Genomic DNA, 26,018 nt, shown 5'->3' with positions numbered 1-26,018 from the left:
GGTGAACCGGTGAGGATCGAACGCCGGCTCTGGGCGGCCGTGGAACCGTTGCACGCCGTCGTCTACTTCGCGCCCGAGACGGCCGAAGCGGCAAAGGTCGCCGGCTTGCGCGGGTACTGGATGGGGTACTTCGCGGGACGCCTGGCGCCGCTCGGCCCGATCGGCCCGGAACCGGCGACGGCGGTGCTGTTCGGGTTCGCGCCGGCGATGGTGGCGCGGGCCCTGCCGGACGCGTGGACGTTCGCGTCGCCGTCCGCCGTCGTCGACTCCCGGCTGGCGGCAGCCTCGGCGGCGTTGCGGCGGGTGCTGGGCGACGGGCACGAGGAGCTGGCCGCCCTCCTGGAGCGGGCAGCGGGCGCGTGCCGGTTCGACGGCCGCCCGCTGGCCGCGGCCTGGGCGGCGGTGCCGGTACCGGCGGACCCCCTCGCCCGCCTCTGGCGAGCGGCGACGATCCTGCGTGAGCACCGCGGCGACGGCCACGTCCTCGCCGCGGTCCACGCGGGCCTCGGCGGCCTGGAGACCACCCTCACCCACATCGGCGACGGAGTGATCAGCCAGGCGGACATCGAACCCCACCGTGGCTGGTCGGCCGCGGAGTGGCAGAAGGCAGCCGAGCGCCTGCGCGCCCGCGGTCTCCTGTCCGGCGACGGCCGCCTGACGGAGTCCGGAACGGCGGTCCGACGTCGCATCGAGGAGGACACGGACCGTCTGGCGGCGGCCCCGGTGGAGGCATTGGGCGGTGCTGTCGACCGGCTGCTGGAGCTGGCGGAACCACTCAGCCGGACGGTGATCGACGCGGGTCTGGTACCGGTGCCGAACCCGATGGGAGTCTCCCGGCCGTAGTCAGCGGCGCAGGTCCTTCCGCGCCCAGGCTTCGACTTGCTTGAGGGCGTGGTACCACGCGAGGTCAGGCCCCAATCGGCTCGGTGCGGCCGCCCACGGCGGGCCGGCGGGAGCTGCGATCAGCCTGCCGGTCACGGGGTCCCTGAGATCCCAGGGCCCTTGCTGGCCTTCCTTGATCGGATAGAAGGACTGACTGGTGTACTCGCCTTCGGCGCTGAACAGCACCGGCGAGCGGGGGCCGCCCTGCGAATCGACAACGGAGGCGCCGCAGATCGTCCGCTGCGAGAATCCGTCGGTGGAGGGTCGCAGATCGGGCATCGGGCCGCCGTGCCGCAGCACGACCCTCCACCGGGCACTGTCGATCTCGCCGCGACGGACACCGCCTCGTTCCAGCGCCAGGGAGTCGGCTATGCCGTGGTTCTCGAGCAGCGACTCGGCCAGCTCGACCAGCAGCGGGTACGGGTGACTGAGCCAGAACAGGTGCTCCGCGCTCTCTTCGAACGTCGCGATCTGTCCCCGTTCCGCCGAAGGGACCGAGGAAATCCAGGTCGCTTCGTCGCGGAGCAGCTGTGGCATCTCCTTTTCGTAGCGGATCCAGCGCCGGATGAGCCACTCGATCAACGGCATCTTGTGGAGATCGTCGAAGAACCGGTTCTCGATCTGATCGATGCGCAGGATGGCCAGGTTCGCCTTCGCGCAGATGCGGTTCTTCTTGATGTCCCGGCTGCGCTGCTTCGGATCGTCGTGTCCGGGCCCGTCGAACTCGACCGCGCAGAGCGGATGCCGGTGCCGCTGACTGTGGATGGTGAAGTCGAAGTGCGCGAACGGTGACCTCATGAAGCCGACGGCTTCCTCATCGTTCTGCTCGTCGTCCAGGTCGGTCTCGAACACCTCGGACAGGTGGGTTTTGCTGTTGATCCAGTAGTCGTCGATGACGTAGTCCGGGCGGGTGCTGACCGCCCGGTTCAGCACTCGCCGCAGCTGGGACTCGGGCTGGTTGTGAAACGGCTTGAAGTGCACCGCTCACTGTAACGGGGCCAGTGATAACCCTGGCCGTGGTCCGTGTCGATTCCCGGCTCGCCCGTTCGACGCAGGGGTGAACCGGAAACCGGAGGACGCCATGACGTTGCTCGAAGGCAAGAACGCGATCATCTACGGCGGCGGCGGGCGCATCGGCGCGGCCGTGGCCTCCACTTTCGCTGCGGAAGGCGCGCGCGTGTTCCTCGCCGGCCGCACGCGGGCGCGGCTGGAGGCGGTTGCCGGACCCATCCGCGCGGCCGGCGGGCGGGCCGAGACGGCGGAGGTCGACGCGCTCGACGAGCGAGCCGTGGACGAGCACGCCGACTCGGTCGCCGCCGAGGGGGGTGTCGACGTCTCGTTCAACCTGATCGCCCACGGTGATGTCCAGGGCACGCCCCTGGTGGAGATGGCCGTGGCGGACTACGAGCGTCCGGTGCTGACCGCCGTGCGCACCCAGTTCCTGACCGCCCGCGCGGCGGCCCGCCACATGATCCGGCAGCGGTCCGGGGTGCTCCTGTTCTTCGGCGGCGCGGGCGATCCGGTGCGCGAGTTCGCGGTCGGCGGGCTGCAGGTGGCGTTCCACGCGCTCGAGGCGATGCGCCGCCAGCTGGCCGCCGAGCTGGGCCCGCACGGGATCCGCACGGTGACCCTGCGGACGGGCGGCGTGCCGGAGACGCTGCCGGCGGACTTCGCGGGCCGGGCGGAGCTGGAGGACAACATCGCGGGCAAGACGATGCTGGGCCGCGCGGCGACGCTCGCGGACGTGGGCGAGGTGGCGGCGTTCGTGGCGTCGGACCGGGCCCGCACGATGACGGCGGCGACGGTCAACGTCAGCTGCGGCGCGCTGGTGGACTAGCCGCCCGGCGCCGTCACCGCGAACCCTCGCGCTGCTCCACCACCAGCCGCTGGTGCCGCGCCGCCCGGACGCGGTCGCCGCACGTTGTCGAACACCAGCGGCGTCTTGCGTGCTCGCGGACGAAGTACCGCACGCACCCGTGCGCCTCGCACGGCCGCACCAACGGCCCGAGCTCCCCGCTCACCACGTCGATCGCGTCACGCGCCAGCGCCGCCACCGCCGCGTCGAAACTGCCCGGCCGGGTGCTGCGCCACGAGCGCACCGGCCCCTCGCCCCACGTCAGCTGCGGGGCCGCCGCGTCCGCGCGCGCCGTCGCGTTGACCGTCTCCAGCGCCGTCGCCTCCGGGGGCCGGCCCTCCGTCAGCGCGCCCAGCAGCTCGCGGACCGCCGTGCGCAGGTCCGTCAAGCGCTCAAGCTCGACCGCCGCCACCCCCAGCCACGCGGCCGCGTCGCCGGGGGTGGCCAGGTCGTCCACCGGCCCGCCCGCCGTCAGCCGCCACGTGTTGACCAGCGCCAAGGCCGGCGATCGGGCCTCGCCCGGTGCCGCTGTGACCACCTCTGCCTCCCGGATTCCGGTCTCCAGTGTCCCCGACCGTTGACAGCCTACCGCGTCTCATGGATAAATGACCAAGTAACCATGAGAGGAGAAGTCATGCACCACCGCTACGCCACCGTCGCCGGGCACCGGCTCTTCTACCGGGAAGCCGGCCCCGCCGACGCGCCCACGATCGTGCTGCTCCACGGCTTCCCGACGAGCTCGCACATGTTCCGGCACCTCATCCCGCTCCTCGCCGACCGCTACCACGTCGTCGCCCCCGACTACCTGGGCGCGGGCGCCTCCGACGCGCCGCCCGTCGGCGAGTTCACCTACACCTTCGACGCGCTCGCCGAACTCACCCTCGGCCTGCTCGACCAGATCGGCGTCGGCCGCTTCGCGCTCTACATCCAGGACTTCGGCGCGCCCGTCGGCCTGCGCATCGCGGCCGGCAACCCCGACCGGGTGACGGCGATCGTCACCCAGAACGGCAACGCCTACGTCGAGGGCCTGGGCGCCGGCCTGCCGCAGAAGCTCGCCGCCGGCACGCTGACCGACGACGACCTGCGCGGCATGGTCACCCTCGAGGCCACCAAGGCGCAGTACCTCGACGGCGTGCCCGACCCGACGCTGGTCAGCCCGGACGTCTGGATCCACGACCAGGCCCTGCTCGACCGGCCCGGCGCCGCGGCCGTCCAGCAGGCCCTGCTCGCCGACTACCACCACAACATCGGCCTGTACCCGAAGTTCCACGAGTACTTCCGGACCAGCCGGGTCCCGCTGCTGGCCGTCTGGGGCGGCAACGACGAAATCTTCGTCGCCGACGGCGCCCGCGCCTACGCCCGCGACCTGCCCGACGCCGAAATCCACCTGCTCGACTCCGGACATTTCGCGCTGGAAACGCATCTGGACGCCATCGCCGGCTACATCCGGGGCTTCCTGGGGCGGGTCCTGCCCGTTGACCGGGACGCCAGTTGACCATCGGACCGGCCCGCTCGTAGGGTCGGTTCGACCTCCGCCGTCGTCATCAGCCATGGAGGACGGTATGAGCCGACTGATTCGGGCGGGGGCGATCGCGCTGCTGCTCGTCGCCGGGACGATCACCCCGGCGGCGGCCGCGGATCCCTTGTTGTCGCAGGGAAAACCGGTCACCGCCTCGTCGTCGGGCGGGTGCTGCCCGGCGGCGAACGCGGTCGACGGCGACGCCGCGACCCGCTGGGCGAGCGCGGCCGGTGTCGATCCACAGTGGATTTACGTCGACCTCGGCGCGACCGTGCACGTCAGCCGGGTCCGGCTGCAGTGGGACGCGTCCTGTGCCACCGCCTACGAAATCGACACCTCGGCCGACCACGTCACCTGGACGAAGATCTACGCCACCACCGCGGGTAAGGGCGGTGTCGAAGACCTGACCGCGCTGGACGGAACCGGCCGGTACGTCCGGGTGTACGGCACGAAACGCTGCCGTACCGACGCGTCGAAGGGCTACTCGCTGCAGGAGTTCGGCGTCTACGGGTCGGGCGGCGACGTCCAGCCGCCGTCACCGCCCGGCACGCCGACCCTCGTCGGGGTGACCCCCACCAGCGCGACGATCGCCTGGACCGCCGCCTCCGACGACGTGGGCGTCGCGGGCTACGACGTCTACCGCGACGGCCAGCTCTGCGCGAGCACGACCGGCGCCCTCACGGCGACCTGCGGAAACCTCGGCCCGAACGGCAGCTACGGCTTCTACGTCAACGCGCGTGACGCCGCCGGGAACGTGTCGCAGGCCAGCGGCACCCTGAACGTGAAGACACCGCCGTCCGACGACCACACGCCGCCGTCCGCACCCACGAACGTGCACACGACCGCGGTCAACAGCACCTCGATCGGCCTCGCGTGGACGGCGTCGACCGACGACGTGGGCGTCGCCGGCTACCGGATCTCCAACTCGGGCACGCAGATCGGGACGTCCGACACGACGAGCACCACGCTCGGCGGGCTGACCGCGAGCACCGCGTACCACCTGCAGGTGCGGGCGATCGACGCGAACGGCAACCTGAGCGACCCGAGCACGCCGGTCCTGGACGTCACGACCACAGGCGGGTCGACCTGCACGCCGTCGCAGGGCGTCTGCGGCGCCACCCAGGTCGGCACGGACGACGACGTCGTGTGGGGCCTGGTGACCCTGCCCGACGGCACGATCCTCTACAACCAGCGCGACGCGCACGACATCGTCCACCTCAACCCGAAGACCGGGGCGAAGAAGACGATCGGGACCGTGCCGAACGTGCAGAGCACCGACGGCGAAGGCGGCCTGACCGGGCTGGAGATCAACCCGGTGTCGTTCGGCTCCGACCACTGGCTCTACATCATGCACACCTCGCCGAACGACAACCGGATCGTCCGGATCAAGTACGACCCGGCCGGTGACTCGCTGACCACGAGCACCGAGCAGATCCTGCTGACCGGCATCGCGCGCAACAAGTTCCACAACGGCGGGCGGCTGCGGTTCAGCCCGGACGGCCGGTACCTGTTCGCCGGCACCGGTGACGCGCAGAACGGCGACAACGCGTCGAACACCAGCAGCCCCAACGGAAAGGTGCTGCGGATCAACCCGGACGGCTCGATCCCGGCGGACAACCCGTTCCACAACGCGGTGTGGAGCTACGGGCACCGCAACGTCCAGGGCCTGGCGTTCGACTCCCAGGGCCGGCTGTGGGAGCAGGAGTTCGGCAACAGCATCATGGACGAGACGAACCTGATCGTGAAGGGCGGCAACTACGGCTGGCCGTCGTGCGAAGGGACGTCGGGTTCGTGCGGCACGGCGGGGTTCATCGCGCCGAAGAAGACGTATCCGGTGGCGCAGGGCTCGTGCAGCGGCATCACGATCATCCACGACGCGCTGTACGTGGCGTGCCAGCGCGGGACCCGGCTGTACCGCGCGGTGATCAGCGGCAGCTCGCTGACGAACTTCCAGACGTTCTTCAACGGCACGTACGGGCGCCTGCGCACGGTCGAGCCGGCGCCGGACGGCCAGATGTGGCTGGCGACCAGCGTGGACGGCGACAAGGACAGCACCCCGCACAACAGCCACAACAAGATCCTGCGGGTCTCGGTGGCGTGAGACCGCTCCGACCGGGGACCCGCGCGGGTCCCCGGTCAGAGCCAGGGGTCGTCGCCGAAGCCGAGCGTCACCGGGCCGCGGCGGATGCCGGCCACGGTTTCCGACGGCAGGACCTCGTCCAGGAACGCGTACTCCGGGCTGCGGGTCCGCGCGTGCCACTGGGCGATCTCGTGCCAGCCCGGGGCGGCCAGCGCGCCGCCGAAGTGCTGGACGGACAGGCTCGCCGTCAGGCACGCGAAGCGGAGGCGCTCGACCAGCGGCCAGCCCGTCAGCGTCGCGGCCACGAACCCGGCGCCGAACACGTCACCCGCCCCGGTGGCGTCCAGCACGTCCACCGGGAGCGCCGGGACCGCCGCCGTCTCGCCGGTGGTTTCGTCGACGGCCAGCACGCCGTCGCCGCCGCGGGTGATCACCGCGATCGGGACCAGCTCCGCGAGCCGGGCCAGCGCCGCCTCGGGCGTGTCGGTGCGGGTGTAGCGCATCGCTTCGACCTCGTTCGGCAGGAACGCGTGGCAGCACGCCAGCTGCTCCAGCAACGCCGGTGACCAGGCTTCGGACGGGTCCCAGCCGACGTCGGCGAAGACGAGGCTGCCCGCCTGGTGCGCGGTGTGGACCCACTCGGCCGTGTCGAGGCCGATGTGCGCGACGGTCGCCCGGCTCGGCGGCGGGGACCCGGCCAGCTCCGCGACCGGGACGGGCGGCGGGTGGCCGTGGGTGACCATCGCGCGGTCGCCGGCGTAGGCCAGGGACACCGTCACCGGCGAATGCCACGCCGGGAACCGCCGCGACCGCGAGAGGTCGATGTGCTCCTGGCGGGCCAGCACGTCCCAGCAGTAGCGCCCGTAGACGTCGGTGCCGAACGCCGCCGCCAGCGACGTCCGCAGGCCCAGGCGGCTCAGCGCGACGGCGAAGTTCGCGATCCCGCCCGGCCCCGAGCCCATGCCGCCCGTCCAGACCTCGGTGCCCGGCGCCGGCGGGTGTTCGAGCCCGGTGAACACCAGGTCGAAGAACAGCAGTCCGGACAGGAAGACATCGATGTCGGGTGCGGGCTCGGCCGGCACGGGCACCTCCACGTCGATCACTCGGGCGGTCGGCCCGAGCCTGCGTCAGCGGCGCGGGATCCGCAAGAGCTGGGCCGTTTCGGCCGCGGATTGCGTGCCGACGGCTGCTAAGGTCGCCGGATGCGGCTGGCGATCCTCGGCGGCGGCGGGTTCCGCGTGCCGCTCGTGCACGGCGCGCTCCTGGACGGCGGCGGCGTCACCGAGCTCGTCCTGCACGACGTCGACGCAGGGCGCCTCGCCGCGATCGAGCGCGTCCTGGCCGAGCAGGCCGCCGGCGCCGGCCCCCGGGTGCGCACGACCACCGACCTGGCCACCGCACTGTCCGATGTGGACTTCGTGTTCTCGGCCATCCGGGTCGGCGGCCTGCGCGGCCGCCGCCTGGACGAGCAGATCGCGCACGCGGAAGGCGTGCTGGGCCAGGAAACCGTCGGCGCGGGCGGGATCGCCTACGGGCTCCGGACGGTCCCCGTCGCGGTCCGGCTCGCCCGGACGATCGGCGAGCTGGCGCCCCGAGCGTGGGTCATCAACTTCACCAATCCGGCCGGGATGGTCACCGAAGCGATGGCCGCGCACCTCGGCGGCCGGGTGATCGGCATCTGCGACTCCCCGGCGGGGCTGTGCCGCCGCGTCGCCCGCGCCCTCGGCATCGACCCGGCGACGGCGCGGTTCGACTACGCCGGCCTCAACCACCTGGGCTGGCTCCGCGCGGTCGAGGTCGGCGGCACCGACGTCCTGCCCCGGCTGCTCGCCGACCCGGTGGCGTGCGGGTCGTTCGAGGAAGGCGCGCTGTTCGGCGTGGACTGGCTGCGTGCCCTCGGCGCGGTGCCGAACGAGTACCTGCACTATTACTACTTCGCCCGCGAGGCCGCGGGTTCCGCGTCGCGCGGGGCGTTCCTGCTGGAGCAGCAACGCGGTTTCTACGCGGAACCTTCGCTGGAGTCCTGGGAACGCACGCGCTTGGAGCGCGAAGCGACGTACATGGCCGAGACGCGCGAGCGAGACGATCTCGAGGGCGGCGGCTACGAGAAGATCGCTTTGGCCCTGATGCGCGCGATCGCGTACGGCGAGCGAACGACGCTGATCCTCAACGTCCGCAACGGATCCGCGCTCCCGGGCCTACCGCCGGACGCGATCGTCGAGCTGCCGTGCGCGGTCGACACGAACGGCGCCCACCCGATCGCGAGGGCCCCACTCCCGGACCACGCACTGGGCCTGTCGACGGCGGTGAAGGCAGTCGAGCGGGCAACGATCGAGGCGGCAACGACGGAATCCCGGGCGGCGGCGCTGCGGGCGTTCGCGCTGCACCCGCTGGTGGACTCGGTTTCCGTAGCGCGGCGGCTGTTGGATGCGTACGCCGCCGCGCACCCGGAACTCGCGTACCTGGCCTGACGCCTGGCACACTTGTGTCCTTGGTCCGTTCGATACGGAATGGGGCGGTCTGGCGTGCGAGGAATGCTCTACTACCCCTACATCAACGTCCCCGAGACCGTGGCCTACCGCGCGATCCTGTACTGCTCCGAGCTCGGAACCATAACTCCACCGTGGGGGCCCACCACATCCCGGGGCTGGAAAGCCTCCCTTCCTCGTCGACGGTGGCGCAGGCAAGATCCGATGAAGACTTTGGTGCTGCCGAACGTGGTCAACCAAGGCGTCGATTTGAGTGTTCTTCCGGAAGGGTTCTACAACGAGCTCGACTTCGTGGGTGAGCTGTTCGTCGACGGCACCCCCGGCAGGCTTGTCGACGAGTTCATCCAGACGGTGAAAAACCTTCCGTTCGATGATCTCGTACCGCCGAGAAAGAAATCCCGTCTCACGGCCGACACGTCCGTTTTCTACGAAAAGTTCGGCTTCTCCATGCCTGATTACCTGATCGCGAACAAGCTGGCCCGGTGGCGCTTGCTCGACGAATGGGTCGTCGGCCGTCATGGCACGGCGCACCGTCCCGGCGTGCTTCAGGTCTCACCCACGGTTCACCTCCTGCTGGGGGCGTTGGCGGCCAGGCGGGTTTCGAACGGGAGTACTCACTGGCGGCCGCACACCGATGTGGCGTCCGCCCATGATCTCGCGCTCGGCCACGGCGTGCGGGACAAGCCGCTGAACAGTGCGTGGATCATGGAACTCGGGGACATGCTGCCCGTGCCGGCACCGGGTACCCCGCTCGAAGAAGTGTGGCAGTTCCGGGAAAAGTACGAAGAAGAGCGCGTTCGTCTCAGTGACAGCGTCGACGAGTTCATGGCGGGGATTTCGGGTCGCGGGGAACCGGATGTCGAGCTCCTCGCCCGGAAGGTCGAAGGCGCCAGGCGCACGTTCCAAAAGGCCAGGGACGGCTCTCGCCTGCGTTGGATCAGCCGATCGCTGAGTGCCGCCATCGCCCTCGGCGCCGGTTATGCCGGCTCTCGCGTTCTGCCCGACTTCGGCTGGCTGGCGGGTGTCGTCTCCGGGTTCGTCATCAACCTGGGGACGATGTCCGCGAAGCCCGACCACAGTCCGATCGATGTCGCGTACCTGCACCGGGTGGATGCCGCGGTCGGCGGGAAATGACCCTCAGATCGTGGCCATCGCGTTGAACTCCGCTTCGGCCCGGTCCCGCTCGGTGTACAGCGACCACGCCTGCTCGGCGATGTCGTCCGGGTCGAGCGTTCCCGGGGTGAAGCCGTGGTCTTGGGCCGTGAACACGCGGTGGATGTCGCCGCGCTCGATGAGGCCGCCGATTGTCAGGATTCCTGCGTAGACGCCCTTTTCGCGCAGGGTTGCGTGCAGCGTCAGCACGTACATGCGCAGCGCCGCCGATGCCGGGGCCAGGTTGCCCAGCATCGGCATCGGGTACTTGCCGCTCAGGCCGCCGGCGAAAAGCAGGGCACCCGAGCCGCGGGCCAGCATTTCCGGTAGCACCGCTCCGGCCAGCCTCGCCGCCGGGAGCATGAACGACTCGATCGACGCGCGGAGCACGTCGGCGCCCGCTTCGGTGAGGGGTGTGATGCCCGGGCCGGAGGTGGCGTCGGCCGGTCCGAAGTACACCGTGTCGATCTCGCCGGCGTCGGCCGTGATGCGGGCGAGGACGTCCCTGAGCTGTGCTTCGTCGGTCACGTCGGCGGTGTACGTGCGGGCGTCGATCCCGGTCAGCGCCTCGCGGTACGTCGCGTGCCGGGCGTCGGTGCGGGACACCAACGCCGTCGTGAAGCCTTCGCGGCCGAAGTGACGGGCGATCGACAGGCCGAGCCCGGGGCCGACACCCAGGACAGCGAGCACTTTCGGCACGGGAAGCTCCTTCTCGAGGCAAATTGAGGATGCTCTCAACTTAGCCACAAGTTGAGGACGTCGTCAACTTGCTCGGCTGTCCACAGGGGAGGGCCGAATGCCGCGCCCGGTTGGCGCCACCGGCCGATCGGGGCGGTCCGCGACTGCTCCACTCGGGTAGAACCTGTTCCAGTTCTGCGGCGCTGCGGAGACCATGGCCTCGCCGTTTCCGCGAGCGAGGAGTCGCCATGGATGCCGACCTGACCCGCCGCCAGCTCCTCCGCGGCAGTGCCGCCGGGCTCGGCCTCGCCGTGACGTCCGGGCTCGTGACCCCGGCCGCGGCGGCGCCGTCGGCGGAGTACGACGTCGTCGTGGTCGGCTCCGGCGCGGCCGGCATGACCGCGGCGCTGACCGCGGCCAAGCGCGGGCTGAGCGTCGTCGTGCTCGAGAAGGCGCCGACGTTCGGCGGCTCCGCGGCCCGCTCCGGCGCCGGCATCTGGATCCCCAACAACCAGGTGCTGCTCGCCGCCGGTGTGCCGGACACGCCCGCGAAGGCCGCGCAGTACCTCGCCGCCGTCGTCGGCCCGGACGTGCCGGCCGCGCGGCAGGACGCGTTCCTGCGCAACGGCCCGGCGATGATCTCGTTCGTGTTGGCCAACAGCCCGCTGCGGTTCAGGTTCATGGACGGCTACAGCGACTACTACCCGGAGCTCCCGGGCGGCTTGCCGAACGGCCGGTCGATCGAGCCGGACCAGTTCGACGGAAACCTGCTGGGCGCCGAGCTGGCCAACCTCAACCCGCCCTACCTCGCCACGCCGCCCGGGCTCGTCGTCTTCAGCGCCGACTACAAGTGGCTGAACCTCGCCCTGGTGAACGCCAAGGGCGCCGCGGTCGCCGCCGAGTGCCTCGCCCGCGGCACGGCCGCCGCGGTGGCCGGGCAGAAGCCGCTCACCATGGGGCAGTCGCTTGCCGCCGGGCTGCGCGTCGGCCTGCTGCGCGCGAACGTCCCGGTGCTGCTCAACACCCCGCTCGTCGACCTGAACGTCGAAAACGGCGCGGTGACCGGCGTGGTGACGCCGACCGGGCTGGTGCGGGCGCGGCGCGGCGTGATCGTCGGCTCCGGCGGGTTCGAGCACAACGCGGCGATGCGCGCGCAGTACCAGCGGCAGCCGATCGGCACCGACTGGACGGTCGGCGCCAAGGAGAACACCGGCGACGGCCACCGTGCCGGCCAGCGCGCGGGCGCCGCCCTCGACCTGATGGACGACGCCTGGTGGGGCCCGGCCATCCCGACACCCGGCGACCCGTACTTCTGCCTGGCCGAGCGCACTCTGCCCGGCGGGCTGATCGTGAACCAGGCCGGGCAGCGGTTCGTCAACGAAGCCGCGCCCTACAGCGACGTCGTGCACACGATGTACGACAAGAACCCGGCGGCGCCGGACATCCCGGCGTGGCTGATCGTCGACCAGAACTACCGCAACCGGTACCTGTTCCGCGACATCGCGCCGCTGCTGCCGTTCCCGGACGCCTGGTACAGCGCGGGCGCGGTCTTCAAGGCGTCGACGATCCAAAGCCTGGGCACGCAGATCGGCGTCCCGCCCGCCACGCTGAAGTCCACTGTGGACCGCTTCAACGGGTTCGCCCGCTCCGGCGCCGACCCCGAATTCCGCCGCGGCGCGAGCGCGTACGACCACTACTACACGGACCCGTCGGTGACGCCCAACTCCTGCCTGGCGCCGCTGTGGGCGGCGCCGTACTACGCGCTGCGCCTTGTCCCCGGCGACCTCGGCACGAAGGGCGGCATGCGCACGGACGCCCGCGCGCGGGTGCTGCGCCCGGACGGCTCGGTGATCCCGGGGCTGTACGCGGCGGGCAACGCGAGCGCGGCGGTGATGGGCCACAGCTACGCCGGCGCGGGGTCGACGATCGGCCCGGCGATGACGTTCGGCTACATCGCCGGGAACGACGTCTAGAACTCCTTCTGCACCAGGGGAAGCACCTCGGTGCCGAGCAGCTCGATGGCCCGCATGACCTCGGCGTGCGGCACGCCGGACCAGTCCATCTGCATCGCGTACCGGTCGGCGCCGGTGAGCTGGCCGACCGCGATCAGCCGTTCGGCGATCTCCTGCGGGCTGCCGACGAACAGCGCGTTCGCGTCGCGGGTGTATTCGTCGTACTCCGCGCGCGTGGGGACGGCCCAGCCGCGGGCGCGGGCGCCGTACTTCATCGTTTCGAGCCAGTACGGGTAGAAGGTTTCCTTGGCGTCCTGGGACTTCTCGGCGATGAAGCCGATCGCGCCCATGGTGACGTGCAGGTCCTGTTGTTCTCCGGCCTCGCCGGCGCGGCGGTAGAGGTCGACCAGCGGGGCGAAGCGCTCGGGCTGGCCGCCGATCACCGCGTACACCACGGGCAGGCCGAGCAGCCCGGCGCGGATCGACGATTCGGGGTTGCCGCCGGTGCCGACCGAGATGCGCAGCCGCCTGCCGTACGGCCGGGGCAGGATCCGCGCGTTCTCCAGCGGCGGGCGGAACTTGCCGGACCAGGTCAGCGGGTCTTCGCGGTCGATGTGCAGGAGCAGGGCGAGCTTCTCCTCGAAGAGCTCGTCGTAGTCGCCGAGGTCGTTGCCGAACAGCGGGAACGACTCGGTGAACGACCCGCGCCCGGCGAGCAGCTCGGCGCGGCCGTGGCTGAGCTGGTCGAGCGTGGTGAACTGCTGGTAGAGGCGGACCGGGTCCTCGGTGCTCAGCACGGTGACGGCGGAGCTGAGGGTGATCTGGTTCGTGACGCTCGCGGCGGCGGCCAGCACGGTGCCCGGGTTGGAGATGGCGTACTGGTCGAGGTGGTGCTCGCCGAGGCCGTAGAAGCCGAGGCCCAGCTCGTCGGCGAGCTTGATCCGCTCGAGGGTGTTGGCCAGCGTCTGCGCGACGGTGGGCTGGTCACCGGTGCGCGGGTCCGGCGCGCGGTCGCCGAAGCTGTAGATGCCGAGTTTCATACAACGCTCAACTATCTCGGGGGTGGATTCGTTCCCCAGGCCCCGGGTCCTCGGTCCTCAGCCGAACCGGGCTTGGATGGCTTCGAGGTTCTTCTCCGACAGCTGCAGCGCGGCGGCGCGGAGACTGAGCCCGTCGAGGGTGGCGACCTCGAACATGCCGGTCACCAGGGCGCGCATCCGGGCGCGGACCTTGCCGAAGGCTTCCTCGGCGTCCGCGCCGACGTCGCCGAACAGCGTCCACCACCACCAGGAGTTGGTCGCCGAGTTGGCGACGAAGTCCGGCACCACGCGGATGCCGCGCGCGTCGAGGAGTTCCTCGGCGTCCGGGGTGACGGGCAGGTTCGCGGCCTCGACGATGAGTTTCGCGCCGATCTTGGCCTGGTTGTCGGCGTCGACGCAGTAGGAGATCGCGGCCGGCACGAGGACCTCGGCCGGCACGTCCAGCCACGCTTCGGGCGGCAGGAGCCGGTCGCCGGGTTTGAGGTTGTCGCGGTCGATGCCGCCGAAGCGGTCGCGGTGCCGAAGCAGGTTCTCGACGTCGAGGCCGCCGGGGTTGGCGACGACCCCGCGGACGTCCGAGACGCCGACGACCCGCAGTCCGGCGTCGGCGAGGAACCGCGCGGTGGCGCCCCCCATCGCGCCGAAGCCCTGCAGCACGACACGGTTGTCCTGGTTTTCCAGGCCGAGCATTTCGAGCCCGGTGAGCGTGGCCTGGGCGACGCCGAGGCCGCCGACGAGCTCGTCGAGCCCGAGCCCGCCGACCTCGATCCGGCAGGCGTCGGCCAGCCGGGCAGTCGCGGCTTCGCGGTCGTCGAGCAGCGGGTAGATGGCCTGGACCGGGCTGAGCAGCCCGATTTCGGCGATGACGCCGTCGATGACGTCCTGCCGCAGCCCGAGGTCCTCGCCCATGGTCCAGTACTGCTCGATGAGCGGCCGCATGGCGTGCAGGTACCGGGCGACGACGTCCCGGGCGCGGTCGTCGTAGGGGTCGAAGTCGATGCCGCCCTTGGCGCCGCCGAGCGGGACGTAGCGGCCTTCGGGGTCGTAGTTGAGGCCCTCCTTGAGGGTCATGCCCCTGGCGAGGCCGCGGACCTCGAAGAGCGAGCAGCCGCGGCGCATCCGCAGGCCCCCGCTGGCGACGCCCCGCACGAGCCGGTCGATCACCAGGTACCCGCGGCACCCGGTGACCGGGTCGGTCCACGCCACTTCGAGCAAGGCTGTTTCGGTCATCGCCCCTCCTGATCCCCCGGTCAACATCCGAGCTCGTGCGCCATCGCCTGGGCAACCCACCGATCACAGTCCCCGGCGGTGACGGTGCCCTCCCGCGCGACGACCTGGACGGCGAGCCCGTCGAGCAGCGCGGTCAGCCGCCAGGCGGCCCCGCGAGGATCGGGACACCGGAAGAGCCCGGCCCCGACCCCCTCACCGATGAGGGCGACAACGGCATCCCGCCACTGGAGATCGAGCCGCTGCAGGACGGCCCGCAGCACGGAGTCCCGCATCGCGGCGGCGCCGGCTTCGATCCACAGGGGCCAGTTGCCGTGTTTCGACGGGCCGTAGAGGGCGAGGACCGAACGCAGCCGCTGGTCGGCGGGCCCGCCTTTGCCGAGCTCGGCGTCCAGTTTGCCGAGTTCTTTCTCGGCGGCCTGCCGGAAGGCTTCGATGACGAGCGTTTCAAGGGTTCCGAAGTGGTAGAAGATGAGCGCGGCGCTGACATCGAGGGCCTCGGCGACATCGGCGGCCCGAACCCCGGAGATCCCCCGAACGCGGATCTGTTCGAGCGCGGCCCCGACGATTTCCTCCCGCCGCACGGCAACAGCCTTGCGCATCATCCGGCCACCGTACCGACCGGTCGGCGGGGATGGGAGGCGCCGAATGTGGGGTTCTGGGCCTGTGCGGACAGTCAGGAGCGCAGGTGGGGGAGGGTTTCCGGGGAGGCGGGGGTGGCTCGGGCGGCGGGAGGGGTGGTGCGCGCCGAGGGGGAGGCGGTTGGCGGGGAGGGGCGGGTTGGTGCGCACCGGCGTGGAGGCAGCGGGAGGGAACCGGGGGTGGCTCGGGAGCCTGGGTGGTAGGCGAGGCGCGGAATGGGTAAGGGGGCCGGTTGGCGCTGACTCGCCCGTGGTCAGTTCCCGGGATTCGGCATTGGGCGGCTCGAGGAGGATTGGCCGCCGGTCTGCCGCCGGGCTGCCGCCCGGCGGAGAACACCGGCCCTCCCGCCGCCGGGGAACCGCGCCGCCCGCGGGCCCCGGCGGACTGGCCTCACGCGGTCCACTCGGGGTCGCGGCCCAGGTACCGCAGCAACGTCGACACGGCATCCCCGTCCTCAGCCGCCTCCAACGCCGGTGCGTACGCGAAGCCGCGCAGGGGCTCCACCAGCTGCTCCGCCACCGGCATCAGCTCTGCCGCCAGTTCCGCCGTCAGGGGCGATGCCTGGCCCGTCGCCACCGCGATGTCCCACGCGTGGACCGCCGCGTCCAGGGCTGCCGCTCCTGCCGCTACCGCTGCCGGGAGGGCGCCCTGCGGCAACGGCGTCGGGACCTCCGTTGCCTCGGAAGACACCGTTGCGAACGCCGCCGCCGCGGCCGACAACGTCGGCTCCAGGAACGCCTCGGGTGACCCCTCCAGGGAACCCGACGGCGCGAACGGGTTGAAGTCCGGGCCGCCCGAACCCGTGATGGCCGCCGCGTAGCCCAGTTGGTCGCCTGCTGCGTGCTGGAGGACCTGCGTTGCGTTCCATTCCGCGCACGGGGTCGGCACCGTCCAGTCGCGGACTCCCGCCACCGCCGATCGCAGGGCCTCGTGGGCCGCCGACAGGATCGGCCACGAGCGAAAGCCGGCGAAGAACCGGCGGATGTCGGCCACCAGGACCTCCGGGGCCTCGTGGGCCGCGTAGTGGCCCGCCGCGTCGCGGGGGCCGCCGGGTGCCGATGAGGTGTCGTACGCGTTCCAGCTGACGATGTTCGCGTGGTCACGCTCCGCGAAACGCCTGATGGACTGGAAGTCGCCCTTGAACATCGCCAGGGCCGTCGGGACCGTGGTCGGGGGCTGCGGGCTCGCCGGCTTGTGCGCGTCCTCGTAGTAGAAGCGGATCGAGGAGCCTGCCGTGCGGGTCAGCCAGTACAGCGCCACGTTCGCCAGCACGAACTCCGGGTCCAGGTGCTCGCCGAACAGCTGGGCGTTCCACGCCAGCAGGCCCAGCGGGGAATCCGCCAGGGCGAACGCCAGCGTGTGCGGCTGCTGGCTGTGCAGCGTGTTGAACGAGAACATGTTCTCGTAGAACCACTGCAGGTGCGCGAGCGCACCCTGGTCGGCCTCGCTCAGGTCCGCCATCTCGGCCGGGTCGCCCGACGGGAACGAGAACAGCTGCGTGACGTGCACGCCGACGACCTTCTCCGGCGCGAGCCGGCCGATCTCCGGCGAGATCATCGACCCCGCGTCGTTGCCCACCGCGCCGTACGACTCGTAACCGAGGCGGCTCATCAGCTCGGTCCACGCCGCCGCCGTGCGGTGCGTGCCCCACCCAGCCGACTTCGCCGGACCCGAGAAGCCGAAGCCCGGCAGGGACGGGATGACCAGGTGGAACGCCGGCTCGCTCGCCGTCGCCGGTTCGGTCAGCGGCCCGATCACGTCGAGGTACTCCACGATCGAGCCCGGCCAGCCGTGCGTCAGCACCAGCGGGGTCGCGTCCGCCCGGGACGACCGGACGTGCAGGAAGTGGATGGTTTCGCCGTCGATCTCCGTCAGGAACTGCGGGTGCGCGTTGAGCCGCGCCTCGAACGCCCGCCAGTCGAACTTCTCCAGCCAGTACTCCGCCAGCGCGCGCACCCGCTCGTTCGTGACGCCGTACTCCGCGGGCAGGTCGTCCGGCCACAGCGCCCCGCGCAGGCGGTTCTGCAGGTCGTCGAGGGCGGGCTGGGGGACCTCGGCGCGGAACGGGCGGAGGGCGGGGACCGTCATGACTGGCTCCTTCGTGCTGGAACGGAATGCTTCGTTCCGAACAGTACCAGACCGGAATGATCCGTTCCAGTGCTAATCTCGGGCCATGCGAGAGACAGCCACGCCCGAGACAGCCCTGCCCGGCCGCCGCGGCCAGGCGGCCCGCAACAACATCGTCATCCTCGACGCCGCCCGGCACGTCTTCCTCGGCGATCCGAAGGCCCCGATCTCGCAGGTCGCCGAGCGCGCCGGGGTGGGCATCAGCGCGCTCTACCGCCGCTACCCGAGCAAGGAGGCCCTGCTCTGCCGCATCTGCCACGACGGGCTCCTCATGTACATCGGCGAGGCCGAACTCGCCACGGAGGAGCCGGACGGCTGGGCGGCGCTGACCGGCTTCCTCGGCCGGGTCGTGGAACTCGACGTGCACTCGCTGACCGTCCACCTCGCCGGCACGTTCACCCCGACTCCCGAGATGGGCCGGGACGCGCGCCGCGCGGGCGAGCTGACGAAGACCCTCGTCGAACGCGCGCGCGAAACCGGCCGCCTGCGCCCGGACGCCGTCGTCGAAGACATCGGCATGATCCTCGAGTGCTGCGCCGCCATCCGCGTCGACGACGAGGAGCGGACGGCGCAGCTGCGCCACCGGTACCTCGCGCTGCTGGTCGAGGGATTGGCGGCCCACGGCCCCGAGTTGCCGGGCCCGCCGCCGCGGCCCGGTGAGATGAACGGCCGCTGGCGTCCCTCCTGACGGCGGTGTCCGGGCGCGTCCGGATGGCGGTAACGAATTCCGGGAGTGCGACGACTGATCAGCGTCGGCAGTCCCCGAAGACCCCGAAAGATCTGTCAGAGCGGCATTCCCCGGACTGGAACAGCGAGATGACGACTATGCAACGAAGCTGGCGAAGAACCACGATCCTGTCCTCGGTGGCCGCCCTGGCCACGGCGTTCATCGCAATCGCACCCGCCGCGCAGGCGGACACACCCACCAGTTCCGTCGAAGTCAGTCCCACCACCGTGCTGCCGGGACAGACGTTCACGGTCACGCAAACCATTCACAACCCCACCGATTTCACGGTGACTTTCGCGAAGGGCGCCCTTTACGGCACCCCGACCGCGATCACCGACGTCGTCGACGTCGTCTCCTGCACCAACACGACGGCGGTCGGCTGCTTCCAGGCCGGCAGCAGCTACCGGGCCGCGTTCGGCGATCTCGAGGCGGGCGGCACGAAGACCACGGTGTGGACCCTGCGCGTCAAGGACACCGCCACCCCCGGATCCTTCACGCTGCAGCACCAGTTCGTCGGGGACAACTACGCCTTCGACATCCTCGACGGTCCGGCGATCACCATCGCCGAGCCGTCCACGCAGGCGGACGTGAAGGTCGCGCTGGGCGCCACCGGGCACGGCGGGCTGAACGCGCGCATCGACTACACCCTGACCGTGACGAACACCGGCCCGGCCGCGGCGACCGGAATCCGGGTCGTGGCCACGTATCCGGCCGGGCTGTCGTTCGCCGGCGGCACCGGCTGCGTCCGCGTCGGCACCACCCGGACCGTGAACTGCGACGTCGCTTCGCTGGCCAGCGGCACGTCCGCGACGCCGAAGTTCTCCGTGAACGGCGGCCTGCTCGCGCTCGGCTCGTACACCACGACGGCGGTGCGGACGGCGAGCTCGCCGGCGGATCCCAACTCCGCCAACGACAGCGCGTCGAAGACGTGCTCGGCGCTCACCGGGCTCATCGTGACCTGCTGAGGGTTCGCGAGAGGTGAACCGGGCTCGTGTCCTCCGCCAGGGACGCGGGCCCGGTTCGCGTTTTCAGCCGGCGACCGCCGCGTAGAGCTTCGCGATGTCGTCGTCGAAATACGCGCTGTAGGAAACGTCCGGCGTGTCCCCGCCGAGCTCGAAACCGCCGATCACCCCGACGACCGCGCCGCCGGTGACCCACGGCCCGCCGCTGGTTCCGTCCGGAAAACCGGGGCACGCCACCCGTTGCTGGTACGTGTCGGACTGCGTGGTGTCCCCTTCGCAGACCACCGGGGAATCACTCGTGTCGGGGTAGCCCGTGAGGGTGATCCGGTGGGTGAATCCGCGGTTCGTGCCGAGCACGTTCGCGCCGGTGACGCTTTCCACCGAATTGGTGTTCCCCGCCTGGTGCACGGTCAGGAAAGCGAAATCCAGATCCGGGTCGGCGGAGGTGGTCCAGCCGTCGGCGACGGCCGTCGAGGCCACGGTCCACATCCCGAACGGCGCGACGCCGTCGTGGTAGCCCGGGGCGAAGCTCATGCCGTCCTTGACGCAGTGCGCCGCGGTCAGCACGAGGTCACCGGCCGCGGAGTGCACGACGCTCGCCGAGCAGAAATGGCTGCCGTTCGCGAACAACGCGCCTACGGCCGAAGCCGCCGGTTTCGGAGCCGAAGCAGCCGGAGCTGCCGGAGCAGCCGCGGCGGCGGGAGGAGCGGCCGGGGTGGCGGAAGGAGCGGTCGGCGTGCCCGCGGCGTAGGCGTCGTCGGCGGTCGTGTCGGTACCGACGACCAGGCCGGTCCCGAGGACCAGCACGGTCGCCACGGCCGTCAGCGCGGGCCGGAGGAACTTGATCGCCACCCCCTCAGATCACCACAGCAACGCCGGTTCCGCAGCGTGCGGACCCGGATGCACAGTGACTTCACAAGGTGCGGGCCGGATGCACAGCGTCCTCACAGCGCGCCGCGAAACCGCTGCCTGGCCAGGCGCACGAGGCGACGGACCCGGACCAGTTCACCGAGGCGGTGTTCGCGTTCGGTCCGGCGTGAGGCCGCGGCGCTGCGCCCACGCCGCCACCTCGGTCCGGTTGGCCAGGCCCAGTTTGGCCAGGACGCTGCGGACGTGGCTTTCCACCGTGCGCTCGGAAAGCACCAGCCGGTGGGCGATCTGGCGGTTGCTCAGCGCGCCGGCCACCAGCGCCGCGACCTCCCGCTCGCGGCCCGTCAGCGGGTCGCCCTCGTGCCGGACCCGGTCGAGCAACGCCGTCGCGTCGCGGAGCCAGCCCGGCATGCCGAGCCGGCGCGCCTCCTCGGCGGCCTGCCGCGCCAGGGTTTCCGCACGCTGAAGCTCGCCGAGCGTGGCCAGCACGGTGGCCAGGCGGACGCGGTTGTGCACGACGTACGGCCGCGCGCCGAGGCGCGTGTCCCACGCGATCGCCTCCTCGAACCGCGAAACCGCTTCGGCGTGCCGGCCCAGGAGCGCGGCGAGCCGGGCGGTCCAGCTGCTGGAGCAGTCGCTGCAGAACGTGCCCGCGCCACCCGAGCCGACCGGTGAGGCCGCGGCCAGCCGGGCGGCGAGCCACTCCGCCGTTTCGAGGTCCTCGAACGCTTCCAGCAGCGGCAGGAGGTTCGGCGCGATGCCGGGGGCCTGCCCGAGGAAGTCGGGGTCGCGCAGGCGCGGGCGCAGGGCGTCGTACGCCGCGCGGGCCTCGTCGCGGCGGCCGGTGACCAGGTCGCAGAGCGGCCGGGAAATGATCGTGATCGGCAGCGGCGGCGCGATCGCCAGCAGTTCGTCGTAGCCGGCGGGCAGCTCGGCCGGGTCGCCGACGACGTCGGCCAGCTGCTGCGCGAAGGCGAACGACATCCCGGCGGCGGACCGGTCCTCCGCCAGTTCCGCGGCCGCGAGTTCGCCCGCGCGCCGGTTCTGCGTACGGGCCTCGGTGAACGCGCCGCGGTAGGCCGCGACCGACGCCCGCAGCCGCAGCTCGTGCCAGCGGACCAGCGGCAGCCGGGTGGTCGCGGCCAGCGCCGCGATCGCCGACAGCTCGGTGTCGACGACGGACACCGTGCCGACCTCGAAGGCCGCGTCCAGCCGCCACTTGTGCCCCCACAGCGCCACCAGCGGCCGTCCCGTGCCGCCTAGGGCCACGGCGAGCGCGCCGAGCCGCAGCCGTTCGGCCAGCGGCAGCTCGAACGGGCGGATCTTCAGCCGCGCGCGGACGGCGTCGAGCCGCGCCTCCTCGTCGCCGGAGAGCTCGGCCAGCTCCATGGCCTCGTCCGCGGCCTTGACGGCTTCGGTCGCGCGGCCGTAGTCGGCGGTCACGGCCGCGGACTGGGCCAGCAGCTTCGCCCGCAGGATCGGGTCCGCGTCCGGGCCGAGCGCCGTCAGCGCGGATTCGGTGAGCTCGGCCATCCCCGGCAGCAGGTCGGGCGCCGAGGTGTCGCGGACGACCAGCGCCGCGGCGGCCACCAGCGCCGGGTCGGACGTGAGCCCGGCGGCCTCGCGCGCGTGGCCGAAGCTGCGGGCGAACCGGCCCGCCCGGTATTCGGCCGTCGCGAGCTCGACGAGCAGGGCGGCGAGCCCGTCGCGGGGGCCCGCGCGACGGCGGCAGTCGAGCGCGAGGGCCAGGAACCGCGCGGCTTCAGTGAAGGCGAGCGCGCGGGTGGCGTCGCGCGCCGCTGTTTCGGCCCACTCGGCCGCGCGCGAGAGGGCGTCCGGAGTGGCCGCCGAGCGCAGCCAGTGCCCGGCCACCACGCCCGGCTCGGCCCGGTGTTCCAGGGCGGCCGCCGTCCGGGCGTGCAGTTCCTCGCGGATGCCCTGGTCGAGGTCGGCGTAGATGCCGTCGCGCACGACGGCGTGGGCGAACCGCCGCGACCCGGCGTCGGCGGGCAGCAGCACCCCGGCGCGGACCGCGCGGTCGAGGGCCGCGACGACGTCGGGTACCGCCCGGCCGGCCACCTCGGCGACGACGTGCGCGTCGACCTCCTCGCCGAGGACCGAGGCGATCGCCAGCAGCTCCCGCGTGCCCGCGTCCAGCCCGGCGACGGTGGTGCGGACGAGGTGCCGCAGCTCCGCCTCGCCGTCTCCGGCCACCGAGGACCGGGCGACGGCCTTGAGGTACAGCGGGTTGCCGCCCGAGCGCCGCAGCGCGTCGACGGCGTCCACGGCGGTGCGGCCGACCTCGGCGAGGTAGGCCCGGACGTCCGGTTCGGTCAACGGCTCCAGGCGCAGGCTCTCCGTGCCCGGCCGGCCCAGCAGCTCGGGCAGGGCCTCGAAGAGCGCGCCGGCCGTGACGGTGTCCCGGTAGGTCGCGACCACGGCGAGCCGTGACCGGCGGATCTCGCCGGCGAGGTGCCGCAGCAGCCGCAGCGACGCCTCGTCGGCCCAGTGCACGTCTTCGAGGACGACGACCAGACCGGCCGGTTCGGCCGCGGCGACCAGGGCGTCGGCGGCCAGCGCGACGAACCGGAACCGGGCCGCGACCAGGTCGGCGCCGTCGCGGCCGTCCAGCTCGGCCAGGGCGCGGGAGACCTCCGCGCCGGCCTCGGGCAGCGCCCGGAGCACCCGGCGCCACGGCCACAGCGGCGGCGCACCCGGGTCGTCGACGCACCGGCCCCAGACGGCGGCCGGGCCGGTCACCGCCTCGGCCAGGCGGGTCTTGCCGATCCCCGCCGGGCCGCCGACGAGCACGACCGCGCCGGTCCCGCCGGCCGCCGCGGCGAGCAGTGCGCGCAGGTCGGCCGCGGCACCGGCCCGCCCGACGAACGGTTCGCTGCGCGTCACCCGAGCAGTATCCCCTCCGTGTCCGGTTTCCGTGGCCTGCTCCGTACTGGCACTGATGTCCGGGACGTCGTTCGCGGCGAAAGTCGTCCCCAACGCCAGGACCAGCGAAAAGGAGCGTCCGATGCACGCCACGATCCACCGGTTCCGGAGTCCGCTGGGGACTCACGACCTCGACGGGGGCGCCCTCGGCGCCGCCACGCTCACCGAACTCGGCGGCCAGGCCGGCGCCGTCGTCACCTTCTGGCCCGACGCCGCGACCGCGGACGAGGCCGCGGCCCGGCGGCCGGCCGGCACCACCTGGCTCGACGCCCGCGCCTACCGGGTCGCCGACGTGCACTCGGCGTCGGACGCGGCCGCCTACGCCCAGCTCACCTGGTTCGACGAGCCGCGCGGCGCCGAGCAGTCGGCCGCCGAGCAACGCGCCGGCCGCGAGCGCATCTGGCCCGCCGTCCGGGACATCGAGGGCATCGGCACGACCTACGCCCTCATCGCCGAAGACCGGTCCCTGGTCGTCGTGGGCTTCACGGCGTCGCTGGCGACGGTCGAAGCCGTCCAGGAGGCGATCATGGCCACCGAACTGCTGCCCGGCGAGGACCCGGCCCTGCTGCCCGGCGCGGACCGGGTCGACCTGCACCGCGTGCGGCACGCGGCCCTGCCGGCCCCGGCGGGTGCGCGATGAGCCCGCACACCGTGCCCGCGCTGCGCGCCGGCACCTGGACCGTCCGCAGTGGACGGACGACGGCGGCCTTCGAGGTCCGCAACTTCGGGGTCAACCGGGTCGGCGGCACGATCCCGGTCCGCACCGGCCGCGTCGAGGTCCTCGACGGCGCGGTCACCGCCGTCCACGCGGAGCTGGACCTCGGCGCGCTCGACACGCGGAACGAGCGCCGCGACGCCGACCTGCGCAAACCGAACCTGCTCGACAGCGCCGAACGGCCGGCCATGACGTTCACCGCGACCGGCGTCCGGCGGCAGGACGACGGCTGGGAAGTGACCGGCGAGCTGCGGCTGCGCGGGACGTCGTGCCCGCTGACGCTGACCGTCGCGCCGCTCGAAGGCACCCGGGTGCGGGCGACCGGGACGCTGGACCGGGCTCCGCTCGGCATGCGGGTGCCGCGCGCGGTGATCGGCCGGTACGTCCGGATCGACGTCGAGGCGGAGCTGGAGCCGCCTAGCTGAGGTCTTTGGGGAGCAGGGCGGTCGCCGGGTCGGGGGCGGCGACCGTCTTGGGCCGCCGGTCGCGGAAGATCCAGCCGCCGATGATGCCGCCGACGAACCCGAACAGGTGACCCTGCCAGCTGACCCGCTCGTCGGTGGGCAGCAGCGAGGTGAACTGGTAGGCGAAGCACAGCGCCATCACGAGCCCGAGCACGATGTCGATCGGGTGCCGGTCGAACAGCCCGCGCACGATGACGTAGCCGAAGTAGCCGAACAGCAGCCCGCTGGCCCCGACGGTGACGGTGTTCGACGGCGCGGTGAACCACACGCCGAGGCCGCTGGCGACGATGATCAGCAGGCTCACCCCGAACCACTTCTTCACCCCGCGGTAGGCGGCGAGGAACCCGAAGATGAACAGCGGCCCGGAGTTGGCTTCGATGTGCCCCCAGCCGTAGTGCATGAACGGTGAGGTCAGCACGTCCGGCAGCGACGCCGGGTCCCGCGGCTGGATGCCGAGGTCCCGGCCGATGTCGTAGTCGTCGACGGCGTTGACGATCTGCACCAGCCACAGCAGGGCGAGCAGGCCCACCATCACGAACAGGGCCTTCTTGGCCTCGGCGATCATCATCTCGGCTTCGCTGCGGGCCGGTTCCTCGCTCATTTCGTCCCCCTCGTCGGTGTTCCCGGAGGATAACCGGCGGACCGGCCCGGACGCGGCGTTCCGGACCCAGCCGTGACCTGGCAGGGTGGAAAACATGACGTCACACCGGCCGGAGACGGTCTTCCGCGGCCGCCGCATGCCCGCCGACCGCGCCCTGGTCATGGCCATCGTCAACCGAACCCCGGACTCGTTCTACGACAAGGGCGCAACGTTCACCGACACCGCGGCGCTGGACGCGGTGGACCGAGCGGTGGCGGCGGGCGCCGACATCGTGGACATCGGCGGCGTGAAGGCGGGCGAGGGCCCGGAGGTCGACGTCGACGAGGAGATCCGGCGCGTGGTGCCGTTCGTCACCGAGGTCCGCCACCGCCACCCGAACCTGGTGATCAGCGTGGACACGTGGCGCCACGAGGTCGGCCGCCAGGTGTGCGAAGCGGGCGCGGACCTGCTCAACGACACGTGGGCGGGCGCGGACCCCAAGCTGGTCGAGATCGCCGCGGAGTTCGGCACGGGTTACGTGTGTTCCCACGTCGGAGGCATGCCGGTCCGCACGGACCCGTACCCGGCTCCCACCGAGGAACGCCCGTTCTGGCCGCGGTACGAGGACGTCGTGGCGGAGGTGGTCGCCGAGCTGACGGAGGCAGCGGCGCGCACGGTCGCGGCGGGGGTACCGCGCGGCGGGGTACTGATCGACCCGACGTTCGACTTCGGCAAGAGCACCCGCCACGGCCTGGAGCTGCTGAGGCACTTCGACCGCTTGGTGGCGACGGGCTGGCCGGTACTGGTGGCGTTGTCGAACAAGGACCTGATCGGCGAGACACTGGACGTGGAGGCCCACGACCGTTTGGCGGGAACCCTGGCGGCAACGGCAATAGCGGCACACGCAGGCGCAGCGGTGTTCCGAGCACACAACGTCCGCGAGACGCGCGAAGCCGTGGAGGCGGTAGGCGACCTCGCCATGAAGGAGCGGGGTGGTCATCCCGTCGCCTGAGGCCGTCAAATCACTTTGAGCCGGGCCCGCAACATGCAGACCAGGTCAGGGGTGGCAGCGTGAGGTTGCGGGCCCGGCTCAAAGTGATAGGCCTCGTTCAGG

At 72.0% G+C, this 26,018-nt stretch carries 23 protein-coding genes; 12 read left to right on the top strand and 11 right to left on the bottom strand.

All coding sequences use genetic code 11. The features are described from left to right. The first annotated feature begins 9 nt into the window (after positions 1-9). On the top strand, positions 10-843 hold the full coding sequence (locus ABZW17_RS38095; RefSeq protein ID WP_354825111.1) for a hypothetical protein: 834 nt from the start codon (positions 10-12) through the stop codon (positions 841-843). Here ABZW17_RS38095 and ABZW17_RS38090 read toward each other — a convergent pair whose 3' ends face one another. Beyond that, entirely contained in the window at positions 844-1,863 is a 1,020-nt protein-coding gene (locus ABZW17_RS38090; protein WP_354825108.1) for a DUF2726 domain-containing protein, read from the bottom strand. It lies immediately after the preceding gene. Between the two features lie 100 nt (positions 1,864-1,963). Here ABZW17_RS38090 and ABZW17_RS38085 point away from each other — a divergent pair, with 100 nt between their 5' ends. Further along, entirely contained in the window at positions 1,964-2,719 is a 756-nt protein-coding gene (locus tag ABZW17_RS38085; RefSeq protein WP_354825105.1) for an SDR family oxidoreductase, read from the top strand. 13 nt (positions 2,720-2,732) lie between these two features. Here the strand turns inward: ABZW17_RS38085 and ABZW17_RS38080 are convergent, their stop codons facing one another. Then, complete coding sequence (locus tag ABZW17_RS38080; RefSeq protein ID WP_354825102.1) at positions 2,733-3,275, bottom strand: CGNR zinc finger domain-containing protein; 543 nt, start codon at positions 3,273-3,275, stop codon at positions 2,733-2,735. A gap of 96 nt (positions 3,276-3,371) precedes the next feature. Here ABZW17_RS38080 and ABZW17_RS38075 point away from each other — a divergent pair, with 96 nt between their 5' ends. Further along, the gene (locus ABZW17_RS38075; protein WP_354825099.1) at positions 3,372-4,232 is read left to right on the top strand and encodes an alpha/beta hydrolase; all 861 of its coding nucleotides are present in this window, start codon (positions 3,372-3,374) and stop codon (positions 4,230-4,232) included. A gap of 67 nt (positions 4,233-4,299) precedes the next feature. Further along, positions 4,300-6,357, top strand: a complete 2,058-nt coding sequence (locus ABZW17_RS38070) for a PQQ-dependent sugar dehydrogenase (protein ID WP_354825097.1) — start codon at positions 4,300-4,302, stop codon at positions 6,355-6,357. A 35-nt stretch (positions 6,358-6,392) separates the two neighbouring features. On the opposite strand, the gene ABZW17_RS38065 is transcribed toward ABZW17_RS38070, so the two are convergent. Next, positions 6,393-7,418, bottom strand: a complete 1,026-nt coding sequence (locus tag ABZW17_RS38065; RefSeq protein ID WP_354825094.1) for a carbohydrate kinase family protein — start codon at positions 7,416-7,418, stop codon at positions 6,393-6,395. A 120-nt stretch (positions 7,419-7,538) separates the two neighbouring features. On the opposite strand from ABZW17_RS38065, the gene ABZW17_RS38060 reads away from it, so the two are divergent. After that, positions 7,539-8,807, top strand: coding sequence for a 6-phospho-beta-glucosidase (locus tag ABZW17_RS38060; RefSeq protein WP_354825091.1), 1,269 nt, complete (start codon positions 7,539-7,541; stop codon positions 8,805-8,807). A 222-nt stretch (positions 8,808-9,029) separates the two neighbouring features. Then, on the top strand, positions 9,030-9,959 hold the full coding sequence (locus tag ABZW17_RS38055) for a DUF6236 family protein (RefSeq protein WP_354825088.1): 930 nt from the start codon (positions 9,030-9,032) through the stop codon (positions 9,957-9,959). A 3-nt stretch (positions 9,960-9,962) separates the two neighbouring features. Here the strand turns inward: ABZW17_RS38055 and ABZW17_RS38050 are convergent, their stop codons facing one another. Further along, the gene (locus ABZW17_RS38050; protein WP_354825085.1) at positions 9,963-10,676 is read right to left on the bottom strand and encodes an SDR family NAD(P)-dependent oxidoreductase; all 714 of its coding nucleotides are present in this window, start codon (positions 10,674-10,676) and stop codon (positions 9,963-9,965) included. A 227-nt stretch (positions 10,677-10,903) separates the two neighbouring features. On the opposite strand from ABZW17_RS38050, the gene kstD reads away from it, so the two are divergent. Beyond that, entirely contained in the window at positions 10,904-12,628 is a 1,725-nt protein-coding gene (gene kstD / locus ABZW17_RS38045; protein WP_354825082.1) for a 3-oxosteroid 1-dehydrogenase, read from the top strand. Here the strand turns inward: kstD and ABZW17_RS38040 are convergent. The 4 genes from ABZW17_RS38040 to ABZW17_RS38025 all read right to left on the bottom strand — a co-directional run bounded on the left by ABZW17_RS38040 (position 12,625) and on the right by ABZW17_RS38025 (position 17,604). After that, positions 12,625-13,647 carry an LLM class flavin-dependent oxidoreductase gene (locus ABZW17_RS38040; protein ID WP_354825079.1) on the bottom strand — a complete coding sequence of 341 codons (1,023 nt, stop codon included), beginning with the start codon at positions 13,645-13,647 and terminating at the stop codon, positions 12,625-12,627. The genes kstD and ABZW17_RS38040 overlap by 4 nt on opposite strands. Before the next feature lie 57 nt (positions 13,648-13,704). Continuing rightward, on the bottom strand, positions 13,705-14,877 hold the full coding sequence (locus ABZW17_RS38035) for a Glu/Leu/Phe/Val dehydrogenase dimerization domain-containing protein (protein ID WP_354825076.1): 1,173 nt from the start codon (positions 14,875-14,877) through the stop codon (positions 13,705-13,707). A 20-nt stretch (positions 14,878-14,897) separates the two neighbouring features. Beyond that, complete coding sequence (locus ABZW17_RS38030; RefSeq protein ID WP_354825073.1) at positions 14,898-15,479, bottom strand: TetR/AcrR family transcriptional regulator; 582 nt, start codon at positions 15,477-15,479, stop codon at positions 14,898-14,900. A 427-nt stretch (positions 15,480-15,906) separates the two neighbouring features. Then, a complete protein-coding gene (locus tag ABZW17_RS38025) occupies positions 15,907-17,604 on the bottom strand; it encodes a TIGR03086 family metal-binding protein (protein WP_354825070.1) in 1,698 nt (565 codons plus the stop codon). A gap of 85 nt (positions 17,605-17,689) precedes the next feature. Between ABZW17_RS38025 and ABZW17_RS38020 the strand changes: the two genes are divergently transcribed. Both ABZW17_RS38020 and ABZW17_RS38015 read left to right on the top strand, forming a co-directional pair. Next, positions 17,690-18,331, top strand: coding sequence for a helix-turn-helix domain-containing protein (locus ABZW17_RS38020; protein WP_354825068.1), 642 nt, complete (start codon positions 17,690-17,692; stop codon positions 18,329-18,331). 176 nt (positions 18,332-18,507) lie between these two features. Beyond that, positions 18,508-19,335, top strand: coding sequence for a DUF11 domain-containing protein (locus ABZW17_RS38015; RefSeq protein ID WP_354825219.1), 828 nt, complete (start codon positions 18,508-18,510; stop codon positions 19,333-19,335). 63 nt (positions 19,336-19,398) lie between these two features. On the opposite strand, the gene ABZW17_RS38010 is transcribed toward ABZW17_RS38015, so the two are convergent. Next, positions 19,399-20,184 carry a trypsin-like peptidase domain-containing protein gene (locus tag ABZW17_RS38010; protein ID WP_354825065.1) on the bottom strand — a complete coding sequence of 262 codons (786 nt, stop codon included), beginning with the start codon at positions 20,182-20,184 and terminating at the stop codon, positions 19,399-19,401. 153 nt (positions 20,185-20,337) lie between these two features. Then, positions 20,338-23,106 carry an AAA family ATPase gene (locus ABZW17_RS38005; RefSeq protein WP_354825062.1) on the bottom strand — a complete coding sequence of 923 codons (2,769 nt, stop codon included), beginning with the start codon at positions 23,104-23,106 and terminating at the stop codon, positions 20,338-20,340. A gap of 121 nt (positions 23,107-23,227) precedes the next feature. Here ABZW17_RS38005 and ABZW17_RS38000 point away from each other — a divergent pair, with 121 nt between their 5' ends. Continuing rightward, positions 23,228-23,785, top strand: a complete 558-nt coding sequence (locus ABZW17_RS38000; protein WP_354825059.1) for a hypothetical protein — start codon at positions 23,228-23,230, stop codon at positions 23,783-23,785. After that, on the top strand, positions 23,782-24,285 hold the full coding sequence (locus ABZW17_RS37995; protein WP_354825056.1) for a YceI family protein: 504 nt from the start codon (positions 23,782-23,784) through the stop codon (positions 24,283-24,285). Before ABZW17_RS38000 ends, ABZW17_RS37995 begins: the two co-directional genes overlap by 4 nt. Here the strand turns inward: ABZW17_RS37995 and ABZW17_RS37990 are convergent. Next, positions 24,278-24,925 (bottom strand): rhomboid family intramembrane serine protease, encoded by a 648-nt coding sequence (locus ABZW17_RS37990; protein ID WP_354825053.1) that lies wholly within the window; start codon positions 24,923-24,925, stop codon positions 24,278-24,280. The genes ABZW17_RS37995 and ABZW17_RS37990 overlap by 8 nt on opposite strands. Before the next feature lie 94 nt (positions 24,926-25,019). Between ABZW17_RS37990 and folP the strand changes: the two genes are divergently transcribed. Then, positions 25,020-25,916, top strand: a complete 897-nt coding sequence (folP, locus tag ABZW17_RS37985) for a dihydropteroate synthase (protein WP_354825050.1) — start codon at positions 25,020-25,022, stop codon at positions 25,914-25,916. Positions 25,917-26,018: the final 102 nt, after the last annotated feature.

This window comes from Amycolatopsis sp. NPDC004625 (assembly GCF_040609695.1).
Taxonomy (GTDB): domain Bacteria; phylum Actinomycetota; class Actinomycetes; order Mycobacteriales; family Pseudonocardiaceae; genus Amycolatopsis.
Note: the sequence above shows the minus strand (reverse complement) of the source record. Positions and strands in the feature narration are given on the sequence as shown.

Coding starts and splice junctions, on each gene's coding strand:
- ABZW17_RS38085 (WP_354825105.1), top strand. CDS start 1,964: ATGACGTTGCTCGAAGGCAAGAACGCGATCATCTACGGCGGCGGCGGG.
- ABZW17_RS38075 (WP_354825099.1), top strand. CDS start 3,372: ATGCACCACCGCTACGCCACCGTCGCCGGGCACCGGCTCTTCTACCGG.
- ABZW17_RS38070 (WP_354825097.1), top strand. CDS start 4,300: ATGAGCCGACTGATTCGGGCGGGGGCGATCGCGCTGCTGCTCGTCGCC.
- ABZW17_RS38060 (WP_354825091.1), top strand. CDS start 7,539: ATGCGGCTGGCGATCCTCGGCGGCGGCGGGTTCCGCGTGCCGCTCGTG.
- ABZW17_RS38055 (WP_354825088.1), top strand. CDS start 9,030: ATGAAGACTTTGGTGCTGCCGAACGTGGTCAACCAAGGCGTCGATTTG.
- kstD (WP_354825082.1), top strand. CDS start 10,904: ATGGATGCCGACCTGACCCGCCGCCAGCTCCTCCGCGGCAGTGCCGCC.
- ABZW17_RS38040 (WP_354825079.1), bottom strand. CDS start 13,647: ATGAAACTCGGCATCTACAGCTTCGGCGACCGCGCGCCGGACCCGCGC.
- ABZW17_RS38035 (WP_354825076.1), bottom strand. CDS start 14,877: ATGACCGAAACAGCCTTGCTCGAAGTGGCGTGGACCGACCCGGTCACC.
- ABZW17_RS38030 (WP_354825073.1), bottom strand. CDS start 15,479: ATGATGCGCAAGGCTGTTGCCGTGCGGCGGGAGGAAATCGTCGGGGCC.
- ABZW17_RS38025 (WP_354825070.1), bottom strand. CDS start 17,604: ATGACGGTCCCCGCCCTCCGCCCGTTCCGCGCCGAGGTCCCCCAGCCC.
- ABZW17_RS38020 (WP_354825068.1), top strand. CDS start 17,690: ATGCGAGAGACAGCCACGCCCGAGACAGCCCTGCCCGGCCGCCGCGGC.
- ABZW17_RS38000 (WP_354825059.1), top strand. CDS start 23,228: ATGCACGCCACGATCCACCGGTTCCGGAGTCCGCTGGGGACTCACGAC.
- ABZW17_RS37995 (WP_354825056.1), top strand. CDS start 23,782: ATGAGCCCGCACACCGTGCCCGCGCTGCGCGCCGGCACCTGGACCGTC.
- ABZW17_RS37990 (WP_354825053.1), bottom strand. CDS start 24,925: ATGAGCGAGGAACCGGCCCGCAGCGAAGCCGAGATGATGATCGCCGAG.
- folP (WP_354825050.1), top strand. CDS start 25,020: ATGACGTCACACCGGCCGGAGACGGTCTTCCGCGGCCGCCGCATGCCC.